This window comes from Paraburkholderia sediminicola, assembly GCF_046026675.1.
GTDB lineage: Bacteria > Pseudomonadota > Gammaproteobacteria > Burkholderiales > Burkholderiaceae > Paraburkholderia > Paraburkholderia sediminicola_F.
The window spans coordinates 675,000-687,515 of record NZ_JAQQEY010000002.1 but is presented as its reverse complement, the minus strand read 5'-3'; the positions used below and the strand labels follow the sequence as shown (position 1 = coordinate 687,515).

Annotated in this window: 11 protein-coding genes and 1 pseudogene; 7 read left to right on the top strand and 5 right to left on the bottom strand. The window is 60.6% G+C overall.

Features of this window, described 5'->3' with window-relative positions; genetic code table 11:
• Nucleotides 1-213: 213 nt before the first annotated feature.
• The 4 genes from PQQ86_RS22980 to PQQ86_RS22965 form a co-directional block, all read right to left on the bottom strand.
• Nucleotides 214-1,698 (bottom strand): efflux transporter outer membrane subunit, encoded by a 1,485-nt coding sequence (locus PQQ86_RS22980; RefSeq protein ID WP_408279311.1) that lies wholly within the window; start codon nucleotides 1,696-1,698, stop codon nucleotides 214-216.
• A 259-nt stretch (nucleotides 1,699-1,957) separates the two neighbouring features.
• Entirely contained in the window at nucleotides 1,958-2,242 is a 285-nt protein-coding gene (locus PQQ86_RS22975; RefSeq protein WP_408272051.1) for a hypothetical protein, read from the bottom strand.
• Between the two features lie 269 nt (nucleotides 2,243-2,511).
• Nucleotides 2,512-2,955 (bottom strand): DUF4399 domain-containing protein, encoded by a 444-nt coding sequence (locus PQQ86_RS22970; protein WP_408272048.1) that lies wholly within the window; start codon nucleotides 2,953-2,955, stop codon nucleotides 2,512-2,514.
• Nucleotides 2,956-3,002: 47 nt separating this feature from the next.
• A complete protein-coding gene (locus tag PQQ86_RS22965; RefSeq protein ID WP_256458252.1) occupies nucleotides 3,003-3,407 on the bottom strand; it encodes a DUF4399 domain-containing protein in 405 nt (134 codons plus the stop codon).
• A gap of 396 nt (nucleotides 3,408-3,803) precedes the next feature.
• Between PQQ86_RS22965 and PQQ86_RS22960 the strand changes: the two are divergent.
• Nucleotides 3,804-4,673, top strand: a pseudogene (locus tag PQQ86_RS22960) (caspase family protein); the annotation flags it as partial.
• Nucleotides 4,653-5,882: a formylglycine-generating enzyme family protein gene (locus tag PQQ86_RS22955; protein WP_408279309.1), complete on the top strand. Its 1,230-nt coding sequence runs from the start codon at nucleotides 4,653-4,655 to the stop codon at nucleotides 5,880-5,882. The pseudogene PQQ86_RS22960 and the gene PQQ86_RS22955, both read left to right, overlap by 21 nt.
• Nucleotides 5,883-5,975: 93 nt before the next feature.
• Here PQQ86_RS22955 and PQQ86_RS22950 read toward each other — a convergent pair whose 3' ends face one another.
• The gene (locus PQQ86_RS22950) at nucleotides 5,976-8,171 is read right to left on the bottom strand and encodes a serine/threonine protein kinase (protein WP_408272046.1); all 2,196 of its coding nucleotides are present in this window, start codon (nucleotides 8,169-8,171) and stop codon (nucleotides 5,976-5,978) included.
• Between the two features lie 415 nt (nucleotides 8,172-8,586).
• Between PQQ86_RS22950 and PQQ86_RS22945 the strand changes: the two genes are divergently transcribed.
• From PQQ86_RS22945 to PQQ86_RS22925, 5 genes are all read left to right on the top strand, one after another.
• Nucleotides 8,587-8,874, top strand: a complete 288-nt coding sequence (locus tag PQQ86_RS22945; RefSeq protein WP_408272044.1) for a hypothetical protein — start codon at nucleotides 8,587-8,589, stop codon at nucleotides 8,872-8,874.
• A gap of 88 nt (nucleotides 8,875-8,962) precedes the next feature.
• Complete coding sequence (locus PQQ86_RS22940) at nucleotides 8,963-9,247, top strand: hypothetical protein (RefSeq protein WP_408272041.1); 285 nt, start codon at nucleotides 8,963-8,965, stop codon at nucleotides 9,245-9,247.
• 183 nt (nucleotides 9,248-9,430) lie between these two features.
• Entirely contained in the window at nucleotides 9,431-9,658 is a 228-nt protein-coding gene (locus tag PQQ86_RS22935) for a hypothetical protein (RefSeq protein WP_408272039.1), read from the top strand.
• A gap of 488 nt (nucleotides 9,659-10,146) precedes the next feature.
• Nucleotides 10,147-10,431, top strand: coding sequence for a DUF3303 domain-containing protein (locus tag PQQ86_RS22930; RefSeq protein ID WP_408272036.1), 285 nt, complete (start codon nucleotides 10,147-10,149; stop codon nucleotides 10,429-10,431).
• 19 nt (nucleotides 10,432-10,450) lie between these two features.
• On the top strand, nucleotides 10,451-12,088 hold the full coding sequence (locus PQQ86_RS22925) for an MFS transporter (RefSeq protein WP_408272033.1): 1,638 nt from the start codon (nucleotides 10,451-10,453) through the stop codon (nucleotides 12,086-12,088).
• Nucleotides 12,089-12,516: the final 428 nt, after the last annotated feature.

Sequence of the window (12,516 nt, the reverse complement as noted above, 5' to 3'; positions counted from 1 at the left end):
AATCGTTTACCCGCTGCAGCGAGAGCGCAACGGGAACGGAAAGAAGAACTACGGCGAATTTCGAATGTTTTAGTGAGCCGGGCAGAACCTGGCCCCTTACAAATTTTAAGTCACGCATGGCAAGTGTCAATTTTCTGATCGTCGGTGAAAAGGCCATTCATGCGTCATATGCAGCCGAATTGCGCCGCGCCGCGCGTCATGCCTCGGATTAGCTCAGTGTTCCTTTACTTCCGCTTGCACATCCACGCTCGGCCAACCGCCGCCCAGCGCCTTATAAAGCAACACCGTGTCGGACAGAATCAGTTGATGGTTAGCGAGGAGGTCCTGCTGCGCTTCCAGCAAAGTCCGTTCAGTTTCGAAAACTTCCAGTTGCGACACCACGCCGAGGCGCAATTGCGACTGGATCTGATCGGCGACGATTTGCAAGCGCGATACCTGCTGCTGCAATTCCACCCGCTGTTCCTTGTGCGAATTCAGATTGACCAGCGCGTTCTCCACCTCCTCGAACGCGCCCATGACGGCCACGCGGTACTGTTGTTCAGCAACAGTAGATTGCGCTTTCGTGACCTTCACGTGAGCCCGTACGCCGGGATCGAGCAGTGGAATGTTGATGCTGGGCATGAATCCGTAGGTGAACGACTTCAGCAAATCGGTCAGCGCGAAACTCGCAGTGCCGCCGTGGCCGGTGAGGTTGATAGTGGGCAATTGCGCGAGCTTGGCCTGGCCGACCAGGTCGTAGGCTTCCAGCACTCTGAACTCAGCAGCCACCACGTCAGGCCGACGGGCAAGGAGTTGCGCGGGCAGTCCGTCCGGCACCACGGGCAGTTGTACACGTTGCTGCAAATGCCCTTTGGGCAACTGGAACTCGCCCGCAGGCACGCCGAGCAGCGTGCACAAAGCGTTGTTCGCGACAGCGCGCGAGCGGCGCAGTTCGAGCAACTGATTGGTTAGACGGTTGATCTCGGCCTGTTGGCGTAACACCTGGGTTTGCGGCACGAGACCGTTGCGGCGTTGGCCGTCGTAGATCGTGAGAATCTGCCGGTTCGTGGCCAGCGTTTGTTGCTGCTGGTCGATCTGATCGTCGAACTGGAGGATCTGGAAGTAGGTGCTCGAGACGTTCGCCACGAGTTCCAGATAACCGGCGCGCCAGTCTGCTTCGCTGGCGTGGAACTCGGCCTTTTGCGCCTGCACGCCCTTCTCCACTTTGCCCCAGATATCGATGTCCCAGCTTACCTGCGTCGCGACGTTGTACTGTTTGGCAAACGTCTGACCGGTAGTCTTTTCGAAATCGGCGCCGCCGCCGAGATCCATGGTCGGCAATGCGCCGGCTTTGGCCTCGCCGATCTGCGTGCCGGCCACGTCGATACGTGCGGCCAGCACCTTGATATCGAAGTTGTTCGCGATCGCTTTAGCGATCAGCGTGTCCAGATAGGGATCGTGGAAGCCTTTCCACCAGTCCGGCTCGATGGTCGCGGCCGCCGATACCGGTGAGCCTTTCTGATCGGACCACGAGGCCTTGGCGGGCGTATCCGGCCGCTTGTAGTCCGGCATGCTGACATCGATACACGCACTCAGCGCCAGTGCGCAGACCGTTGCGGCGCAGAGTCCGCGCAGCGCCACAACCATGCGGCTCGCACGCGCCGGCCGGCGGCCAGGACAGCACCGCGCCGTGGCGTTGAAAAAGCGCTGACGAACCATTGAATCAAGCAACGCTGACACGATTGTCTCCGATGACACCCGCTACGCTGCACGAGATAAACGCGCTATTTAAGTAAAGCATGTCCTGCCCGGCTTCACCATCGAAGCGGTGCAAGAAGGTCGGCGCGGGGATCGAGCGGTGACGCTGGGGTCGTGTGGAAAGAACGATTGGATGCGAATTCTTTTTGACGCGACGGGGGGCTGCCCGAGCTTGCGCGTCCCGCGGAGGCCTGAGAGCCTCCGCGGCGGCCAGCGCCGTTCAGTACACGTTGATGTTGTTGCTCGAGCTCACATGCGGGTCGATCGTGGTGGTGACGCCGGCGACGAATGCTGCGTTGTTGCCGTTGGCGTTCTGGATGTTCATTTCGTTGCTGATCAACTGCGTGGCGCTGACGCTCTTGCTGTTGTTCGGTGCATACACGGGCGAGTAGTTGAAGAACGACGACGACGGATAGCCGAAGCCGAGGCCGCCACGCACGGCGCTCATGGCCTTGCTGTCGAGTTGAGTGGTGATGGACAGGTCTTTGATCATCAGCGTGTTCATGGTAAATCTCCTGGAAGGGAAACAGCACAGTCTTGCGATTGGGTTCGAGCATCTTGTCTGCTCGAGTGTCACTAAGGCATGGGCTGTGCCAGCTTTGCTTTCCGATCCTAAGAAATCTTGCGAATGGCCGTAGATAAAGGGTTTCGGGGATGGTATGCCGCTGGTGGCGGTGCGACCACGACGATGCGGCCGGTTGATGCTGGTGGATCACAACCAACAACGCCCGCAACTGTGTTGGTTGTGACGTGACACTGAAGCAAAGCGCCGTGTCAGCGCGCAATCACGGTGATCTTCTTCGAGTACACCGGCGGGTTGTGCGGTATATGCATGTCGTCGCCCATCAGCAGTTGCAACGTGTGCTTGCCGGGCGGCAGTTGAATCATCGTTTCCGTTTCACCCGCACCGAAATGCAGATGGTTGCGGTCAGATGGAATTTCCTGGTCCATCGGTGGCAGGTCGGTATCGATCAGCAGGTGGTGGTGCCCAGTGTTCGGATACTTGACGCCTTTCGGCGCCACGCCCATATAGCGCAGGCCGAACCACACCCGAAACGGTTTGTTGGCCTGCACCACCTGGCCATCGTTCGGATAGCCGATATAGGCATGCGCGCCGGCCGGCGACGGCGTCGTGCCGGCCGTGGCGAGATTCGGCAAGGCCATTGACGCCAATGTCGCAAGTGCCACGAACGCCGTGAGCGCGATGATCTTGTACATGTTGGTCTCTCCGTCCTGACGGACCCGCTTCGAATGAACGGGACGCGCTAGTCTTTTAGCACGGTGATGGTGATCTTCTTCGAATACACGGGCGGCACATGCGGCACGTGGTTCTGGTCGCCGAGAATGAGTTGCAGGGTGTGCTTGCCCGGCGGCAACTCGATGCGCGCGTCGGTCTCTCCCGCACCGAAATGCAGGTGGTTGCGGTCCGATGGAATTTCCTGGTCGAGCGCCGGCAGATCCGTGTCGATCAGCAGATGGTGATGACCGGTGTTCGGAACCGCTACACCCTTCGGGCACACGCCCATGTTGCGCAGCCCCATGCGCACCCACAGCTTGCCGCCGTGAATCACGGTGCCATCCGATGGCCAGATGATGTATTCCTCGGCGCCCGGTGGCGAAGGCGTTTGTTCGGCACGCGCGGACTCAGACGTGAGCGCGATACCGAGCATCAGCGAAAAGGCAGCGCACGAAGCCGTGCAGAGCGTTACAAGGCTCGCCTTCGTTCCACGACGTATGTCGAGCACGCCAGGTGTGAGGGTTCTTCGCATTGCGCACTCTCCCGAAGAATAGTCGTCTCCACCCCGGCTGCGCGACGCGCAGGCCGGAGGCTCCGACTGGATGTCGCGGGCGCTCGCGTAGTTGCACGTGGGTTCACGTGACGGGTCGATGTCGATGTCGATGAGCAGCCGCTCTATTAAAACGGCCGTACAGCGCTACTTTGTGAATTAGCTTAGGACGTAACTTGCCAAAAAGATACGCCATACTCGTTAACCGTATAACGCACTAACGATGCGCGGACCATTGTCACGCGCAAACCGCGTGCTATCGTTGTTCATAGGTTGTCGATGGAGAGTCGATCACGGCATCGATGCTGCGATCGATTCGCGCCAAAGCCTGATGCGGGCGTCGCGGCCGTCGGAACTCTATGTTCTGTCCGGAACAAACAGGATACGAATATGTGGCGAACATTCCTGCTGGTGTGCATGGTCGGGGCGATTCAGGCGTACGGGGGCAGTGTTTATGCGGCGGCGCAGCGTGACGGCGCGGAGCATGACGCTGCCGCTATACGTACGGCGACTACATCCAGCGTGCCGCTCACACTGCAACAGGACAATCCGCGACCGGCACGTATCGCGCTGGTGATCGGCAACGGCGCGTACGGCGATCATGCAGACCCGCTTCGTGGCAATGCGCCGCACGATGCTGAAGCCATGCGCGACACACTGCGTGCGCACGGCTTCGACGTCATCATGCGCACCGATGCGACGCCGCAGCAAATGCAGCAAGCCATAGGCGAATTCCGCCAACGTCTGCGTAAAGGCGGAATCGGACTGTTCTATTTCGCGGGACACGGCATGCAAATCGGACGGCAGACGCTGCTCGTGCCCGCCGGTCTCGACGCATCCGCGCCGGCGGCTCGGCTGGTCAACGAAGGCGTCGATTTGAATACCGTATTGCAGGCGATGCGCGCACCGCGTGACGGCGCGCTCAATCTCGTGATTCTCGATACGTGCCTGAACAACCCGTTCTCATCTGACGTGTCAGTCGATAAAGCCACGTTGCCCGCCAATACCCTCGTCGCCTACGCAACGGTGCCGGGCGGCTTTGCAGCGGACGGCATGCGGCACGGCGTCTATACGGGTGCATTGCTGCGCGCGTTCAACGAGGCTTCTTCGTCACAAGAACTTGCGGGCATGTTTCGCCGTGTCGCGGCGAGAGTTAGCGCGATTACTGGCGGTGAGCAAACACCTTGGATTGCCTCTTCGCTTGCCAATGACGCGAGCCTAAGCGAGCCGGTATCTCGCGGCGCCAGTGCAGCGCTCCTCTCCACTGCCAGCGACGACGCAATTGTCGCGCTGCACAGTAGAGGCATTCTGCCGAAGGACAGCAGCGAGCAATACGAGATCACCTTCTGGGACTCCATCAAGGACAGTAACTACCCGAGCGATTACGAGGCCTATTTGAAGGCCTATCCGAACGGCCGCTTCGCCGCGCTCGCCCACGCGCGCATCGACCGGCTGCGCGCCGCCGCAGCGGCGAGTGCGCCATCTGCTGCACCACCGGTTGCACCATCTCCACAAGCCGCGCGGCCAGCCGCACCGGCCAGCGTCGCGCCGCAGGACCACCCGCGCGCCGCCACGCCAACGCCACCCGCGGCACCTGCCGCGCAAGCAGCCGCACAAAAGCCGGCGACGCATCCGCCAAGCGCCGGCGAAAGCCGCGATTGCGCCACCTGCCCGATCATGATCGCTTTGCCTGCGGGCTCGTTTTCGATGGGCAGCAGCACTGACGACCCGTCCGAGAAGCCCGTCCATCACGTGACCATCGGCGCGCCGTTCGCGATCGGCAAGTACGAAGTGACCGTCGAGCAATGGAATGCGTGCGCCGCAGCAAACGCCTGTCCAAAGCTGACGCCCGAAAGCAATACAAACAAAGCTGCGCCGGCGCGTGACCTCAGTTGGGAAGACGCACAACTGTACGTGAAGTGGTTGAGCAAAACGACCGGCAAACCGTATCGTTTGCCCTCCGAGGCCGAATGGGAATACGCGGACCGTGGCGGCACCACGACGGCATACTGGTGGGGCGATCAGATGCGCAAAGGCAACGCCAATTGCAAGGACTGCGGCGATCCGTGGCACAAGGAAGGACCCGAAGTCGCCGGCTCGTTCGCGCCGAATCCGGTCGGCCTGTATGACATGAACGGTAGCGTTTGGGAGTGGGTCGCCGATTGCTGGCACAACTCCTACCAGGGTGCGCCCGCCGACGGCCATGCATGGGACAGTCCCACCTGTGACATGCGGGTGATTCGCGGCGGTTCGTGGCGCGAAGGCGGGAGCTACATGCTGAGCGCGACACGCTTCAAATACAGTGCAAGCGTGCGACAGTCGCAGGATGGCTTCAGGGTGGTTAAGGATCTTAAGTAAAGCGGCGGCGGGAGCGCTTCTGTCGGGCAGCGGGCGCTTCGTTATGGGCGCTTCGTTATGGGCGCTTCGTTATGGGCGATCCTAACGCATCGCTTAGGGCGTGCGCGGCTTTGTCGTGATTGGCGCGAAGTCCGCGACGATATGATCCTGACCGTATTTGCCGGCGATCTGCGCGAGTCGCGTCTCCAGTGCGCGCAGATAGTCTGCACGTGACTCGCTTTCGGGCCGCGGCTTGTCAAATAGCTGCGCCGGCGTAATCAACAGCACCACCATCTCCGATCCGAATGGCTTCGAAATGATCCAGTCACCCGCGCCGCCAATAGTGGCTGCGTAGTGCGGGGGCGCCTGATTGTCTTTCGCGCGCGGACTCGGCACCATGTGCACAACGCTACCGTCGAGCTGGTAGTAATCGAGGTTCACGTACGAGTCGTAAGCGGGCGTGGTGACGTCGACGATCAGCGGATCACCTTCGCTCAACAAACCACCGGGTGGCCGCACATGCAGCGACGCAACGTGGCCCGCTTGCCAGTTGCGGGTCCAATAGGGTGCGAGCGCTTTGATCGTGTCGCATTTGTCGTCGGCGATTGGCTCGACCTGGAGTGCGAGCGTATCGACGCCCGGCAATGCCGTCAGCGTGTCCTTCAGATGCGCTGCGCCGTAGTGTTGCGAGACGTAGCCGCGCACCGTCAACGAATGGTCTTGCGCAGAAGCGGACAGCGCCGAACACGGCACATGCGCCAAAACCGGCGCGACGGCGGCTAAGGTTAACGCGGGTTTTGGCGCAGGCGGCGCAATAGCCTGTGCTGGTGGTGATGCCGCGGACGCTGCCGCGGTTGGCGCTGTGGTTATCCTGGCAGAGGAGCCTGCTGCCGACCTTGGGGCGCCTCCGGTGGCTGGTCCGGCAGTCGCGGATGACTCAGGCGCATTCGTCGCCGCCGAAGCCGCTTGATCCGCCGAAGCCTCCGAAGCCGGCGCAGCCGGCTGCTGGCCATCGTGACGATCCGGCGCCGAGCGGAAAGCAAACACGCCGACAACCGCAGCACATACCACCGCGAAACCCGCGAATCCCGCCTTGACCAACGTCCCGGACTTCTCCGCGCGCGCTTCGTTGTCGAACTCCGCGATGAAACGCACGACACTCGGCATGCGCGTGTTGCGATCGAACGAAAGCGTGGCCCGCAACGCGCGCCACTGCTTCGCATCGAGATTGGGCGGACGCTGCGGCTTGAAGTCCGAATTACGAGCCTGCGTCGCCGACAATCGATCGAACGGATGATGGCCCGTCAACAGCTCGTAGGTAATGCAGCCGAGCGCGTAGATATCGTCGCGCGGGTCCGGCTCGCGATGCTCGATCATTTCCGGACTCGCATACGCGGGCGTCAACGCGCCGAGACTGCCGGGGTCGAAGACGGTTGCATCGCTCTCCTCCTCCGGCCGCTGGAACACGCGGGCAATGCCGAAGTCGATCACCTTCACTTCGGCATTCGTCGTGAGAAAGACGTTGGCGGGTTTGAAATCGCAATGCACGAAGCCGTGCTCATGCGCATAGGCGAGCGCATTGCACATGCCGCGCACAATCGGCAGCGCGGCGCGAACCGGCATGCCCTTATAGCCCGGCGTGCGCAATAGCTGGCTCAGCGGCTTGCCGGTCAGGTACTCCATCGTCAGGTAGACAATCGGTCCGTCCCGGTCGAAGTCGTACACAGCGATAATGTTGCGGTGCGCGAGCACCTGAGCCTTGCGCGCCTCGCGTTGCAGCGCGACGAGCGAATTCGGGTTGCCGCGAAACTGGACGTTCAGCACCTTGACCGCGAGATACGGCTTGCGATCCGACGCTTCGAGCTTGCGCAAATCGAGCGCCTTGTACACCGTGCCCATCCCACCGACGCCCAGACATTCCTCGAGAACGAAGCGGTTGTTCAGCGTGTCGCCGGTACCTTTGATCTGATCATGTCCCGGCGCATTGGCGGCGCTCGGTGCGCCTGTCGAGTTTGCGGCGTTGGCCGCACTGGGAGAGCGTACCGACGGTATCTCCACGGTGGTCCGCATGCCGGTTTCCTCGCCGCCCGCCGCCACGTTCGAGACGCGCATCTGCTCGATGCGCCGCCGCACTTCGGCGTAGAGATCGTCGGGGAGAGCGGCTTTGCGATGCGCTGCGCCGAGCATTTCCAGCAGCTGCGTGCGATCGAGTCCATCGGTCGTCAACGTGCTGTCGAGCTGAGCCACGAACTCGTCGCGTGACAGCTCGCCGCTCTGATAGTCGCGAATCACATGCGCAAGGCTAGCCATTTGTGCGAAGCGCCCCCGCTGCCGTTGGGCCGGATCGCATGCGACCGGAGCCTTTCGGGCTGATAGAAGACCTGTCGTAATCAGTTACATGTGCCGCTTCGATACTAGCTCCCGACCCGGTCTTTCGCAAACCAGGATTGCCCCGCTGCGTGCACGGCCGGCGAGTGTCTTGCGACATCCAACAGAATCCGATGCGTTGTTGGGTACGCGCCATCAGCCGCAAGTCGTCCTCTAGCGGCCTTGTTGCCGCCTCGATGCGGCGACATGGCATGAAAGCCTTATGCATCAGGCGTTCGTCAACTTTCTTAGGAGACGAGAGTAAAACTGGCACAGCCCATGCGTTAGTGACACTCGAGCAGACAAGATGCTCGAACCCAACCGCAACACTGTGATGTTCCCTTCCAGGAGATTTACCATGAACACGCTGATGATCAAAGACCTGTCCATCACCACTCAACTCGACAGCAAGGCCATGAGCGCCGTGCGTGGCGGCCTCGGCTTCGGCTTTGGCTACCCCAGCACGTCGTACACCAACATCAGCCCGGTGTTCGCGCCGAACAACAGCAAGCAGGTTAGCGCCACGCAGTTGATCAGCAACGAAATGAACATCCAGAACGCCAACGGCAACAACGTCGCGTTCGCTGCGGGCCTCACTTCGTCGATCAATCCCTGCGTCACGTCGAGCAACAACATCAACGTCTGACGCCTGATTCGGCGAAGCGGAGAGGCCCTCGGCAATTTCCGCTTCGCTCCGATCACGCCCGTCTTCCGCGCACCTTTGGAGAATCACCATGTCATCCCTCATGATTCGCGATCTATCCGGCACCCGCGAGCTCGACCGCCGCGCAATGTCGGCGGTGGCCGGCGGCACTGGCAGCAGCGTGCCCGGCCTGCCCTCGATAGCCGGCCTTGGCGGCATCGCCAATGTCAACGTCTCGGTGAACCAGAATCTCAGCCAGATTCAAACCGTCAATGTTGCCGCCCTCAACAACATCGGCGTGATCGGTGCCGGTTTCGTGCCGTTGAATCTGAATGTCAGCCCGTCGCTGTGGGCCGCCAATTACGCCAACGTTTAACGGCATGCAGTAGCGAAGGACCGGGGGCTTCCCTACTGCTGCCTGCTCATATCCGGCAGGCGAGCTGTAAGCAGATTTCCTATACTGATAGTGCGACGAGACCTCAGCACACTTAAAGACACTCCCGAGCGACGGCTGCACAATCGCAACAGCCGCCGACTCGACCGCTTCCCTGGAGCCATCATGGCAAAGCTCGTTATCAAAGACCTCACAGATAGCGTCGAACTCGACCGCCAGGCGATGGCCGCCATTGTTGGCGGCGCACGCATCGGCGCACGTGCGAGCATCGCCGTGCAGGTGGTGCCAGGATCCGCACGCGTCGTCGACTATCCGCCGGGTTTCCCCGCGGCGCATCAGGCCATTGTCGATGTGCACGTTGATACGGTGCCGCGCAATTCGTCGCGCAGCTAGGCCTTTGATCAGACATTCGCAGCAACGGCACGCGCTTAACGCGCGTGCCGTTTGCGTTTGATGCATCAGCGGTTGTTCGGCGCGCCACTCGCATGCGTGCCGGTCGTGCCGGAACGCTGCGTGGCGCGCTTCGAAACAGATCGATACCGACATCTTCGAAAGCCGTTTTAAAAGGTCCTTCTTATAGGACGCACGAGATGCCCGCAATTGGAAACGAGCGCGCCCGCCAGGCTATTCCGGCGATGGATGAATTTGTTCGATTAACCTGGTGAATGTCCGCACGCGACGACATTAGCGATCGCGCACTCACCTATGATGCTTAGGATGCCACGTGGTTTTATGCGGTTCGCTGATAGCACGGGCTATCCGGACAGCATCCAGGCTCAGAAGCGCTGGTGGCGCGAGGCATGCAAAAGCGTCGCATAGCACGAACGGCGATCACGACCTGCCACGAGCCGGCATCGCCAAAACCATATTGGAGACGCGCAATGAAATTCATCGTGCAATGGAATGGCCTGCCGACTGCTGAAAATTCCGTGGTCGAGCGTTTCATGAAAACTGGTGGCCGAGCGCCTGAAGGTGTCAAATTGCTGGGCCGCTGGCACGCGATCGGCGGATTGCATGGCTTTGCTGTCGTCGAGGCGGACGATTCGCGCGGACTGTCGGCGCTGGCGCTCGAATGGGGCGATTTGCTGACCATGAGCATCTTCCCCGCGATGACGGACGAAGACCTCGGCGCGGCGTTGGGCGCTCATCAGGCCACGCGAAAATAAGTGCGCAAGTAAGACAGTCATGACGCCCAGCCTCGACACATCGCTAACCACTGGACAACTGCTGCCGTTTCGCGAGTCGCTGCTGGCGATGCTTGGCGTTGCATTCGTCTCGATGCTGGTCGCGCTCGATCAAACCATTGTCGGCACCGCACTGCCGCGTATCGTCGCCGATCTGAAGGGCTTCGATCTCTACGCATGGGTCGCGACTGCGTACATGCTGGCTTCGGTGATCACCATTCCGATCTTTGGGCGGCTGGGTGATCTGTTCGGCCGCAAGCCGTTTCTGGTCGCCGCGATTCTGTTGTTTACCGGCGCGTCGGTACTGTGCGGGTTCGCTACCAGCATGCTGTTTCTGGTGATTTCGCGCGGTCTGCAGGGGATAGGCGGCGGCATTCTGATCGGCACGGTGTTCGCCACCGTCGCCGATCTGTTCCCCAATCCGAAACTGCGGCTGCGCTGGCTCGTGTTTGTCACGTCTGCGTTCGGGGTCGCGAATATGGTCGGGCCGACGCTTGGGGGCATGCTCACACAGTACGGCGGCTGGCGGCTGGTGTTTTTCGTCAACGTGCCGGTTGGGCTCGTTTCGTTGCTGTTCGTGCTGCGTTTTTTGCCGCCCCTACGTCACCTGCGACACAAAGGCCCCGTGCGGCTCGACTGGCTCGGCGCGTTCGTGGTCGCAGTCACGTTCGGTTCCCTGCAATTGCTGATCGAATTGTTTCCGAAGTACGGCGTCGACACGATAACGATCGTGCTGGCCGTCGTTGCGGTGAGTTTTGCAATGACGTTGTGGCTATGGGAGCGAAGGATGAAGTATCCGATCATTCCAGTGGACATGCTGATGGACCGTAAGCTATCCGCGCTCTTCGCAATGTCTGTGCTTGGCGGTTTCGCCTTGTTTTCGCTGGTGTTCTATGTGCCGCTGCTGTTTCAGGGTGGTTATGCGATGTCAGCGCACGATTCCGGCATGCTGATCACGCCGCTGCTGCTCGGCACGACGGTTGGCAGCGTGGTGAACAATCGTATCGTCACACGGATCCGTCGCGCGAACGGCATTATGTATGTCGGGTTCGCGCTGTCCGCGTTGGCGTGTCTGGGCGTGATCGTACTCAGAGGTACCGAGCCGCACCTGGTGTGGATGTCGTGCATGGGCATCAGCGGTCTCGGACTCGGTCTGGTGGCGACCAGTCTGACGGTCTGTTCGCAGCAGATCGTCGCGCGTGACCAGCTTGGCGCGGCAACGGCATTGCTGCAATCGCTGCGTACTTTTGGTGGGATGCTGGGCACGGTGATGACCGGTGCGCTGCTCGGGCATCTTTATACGCAAGGAGTGCATCGTTCGCTTGCTTCGTATCAGGCGACGCAGTGGTTCAAATCGTTTGCGAGTCCCGAACTGCTGGTGGACCGCGCGGAGCAGGCGGCTTTGATCAATCGTCTCGTGAGCGCCGGGCATGCGGGCGATGCGATGATGAATTCTGCGCGGGATGCGCTCGTACAGTCGATTCATATCGGCATTCTGGTGGCGGGTGCGGCGGCGTTGATTGGGTTGTGTCTTGCGTGGTTTGTGCCGCCGGTGAGGATTAGTTATTCGGAGGGGGAGTTGGTGGTGGGCGGACCGGCGCAAGCGGATGCGATTCCGCCGCGGGGGAATGCGCTTTAGGTGGTGGTGGGGTTGGGCTCTGGGTCTGATTTTATCTGCTTGCCTGCACTCTCTCTTCACCCTAATAGTGGTGTGTGCAACAAATGGCCTAACGCTGCCGAGCCACCCTGCTTCCAACGAAACCGCTCTCTGTTTTTCTGCCTGCGTCTTGGGGTTTGGAGGCACTAACTTGGGCCGTTTGACATGCGTCACATCGAAGCAAAACCGCGAGTAAACGCCCCCATATTTAAGGCCCGGCAAGTACCTCTTGAAATCCCTCGTAATCGAAATAGCCCTCAAATAAAGGGCAATTCGGCGTACTGCCGCACGAATGGTCGTAGGAATGCTTGACCGAACGATTGTGATTTCTTACCATGGACGTCGCCGCTTGCAAACCTAAGACCAACTCGTTTCCAATCAAGCGCGCGCATAGAACAAGGCCAAAACTA

Coding starts and splice junctions, on each gene's coding strand:
- PQQ86_RS22980 (WP_408279311.1), bottom strand. CDS start 1,698: ATGGTTCGTCAGCGCTTTTTCAACGCCACGGCGCGGTGCTGTCCTGGC.
- PQQ86_RS22975 (WP_408272051.1), bottom strand. CDS start 2,242: ATGAACACGCTGATGATCAAAGACCTGTCCATCACCACTCAACTCGAC.
- PQQ86_RS22970 (WP_408272048.1), bottom strand. CDS start 2,955: ATGTACAAGATCATCGCGCTCACGGCGTTCGTGGCACTTGCGACATTG.
- PQQ86_RS22965 (WP_256458252.1), bottom strand. CDS start 3,407: ATGCTCGGTATCGCGCTCACGTCTGAGTCCGCGCGTGCCGAACAAACG.
- PQQ86_RS22955 (WP_408279309.1), top strand. CDS start 4,653: ATGTTTCGCCGTGTCGCGGCGAGAGTTAGCGCGATTACTGGCGGTGAG.
- PQQ86_RS22950 (WP_408272046.1), bottom strand. CDS start 8,171: ATGGCTAGCCTTGCGCATGTGATTCGCGACTATCAGAGCGGCGAGCTG.
- PQQ86_RS22945 (WP_408272044.1), top strand. CDS start 8,587: ATGAACACGCTGATGATCAAAGACCTGTCCATCACCACTCAACTCGAC.
- PQQ86_RS22940 (WP_408272041.1), top strand. CDS start 8,963: ATGTCATCCCTCATGATTCGCGATCTATCCGGCACCCGCGAGCTCGAC.
- PQQ86_RS22935 (WP_408272039.1), top strand. CDS start 9,431: ATGGCAAAGCTCGTTATCAAAGACCTCACAGATAGCGTCGAACTCGAC.
- PQQ86_RS22930 (WP_408272036.1), top strand. CDS start 10,147: ATGAAATTCATCGTGCAATGGAATGGCCTGCCGACTGCTGAAAATTCC.
- PQQ86_RS22925 (WP_408272033.1), top strand. CDS start 10,451: ATGACGCCCAGCCTCGACACATCGCTAACCACTGGACAACTGCTGCCG.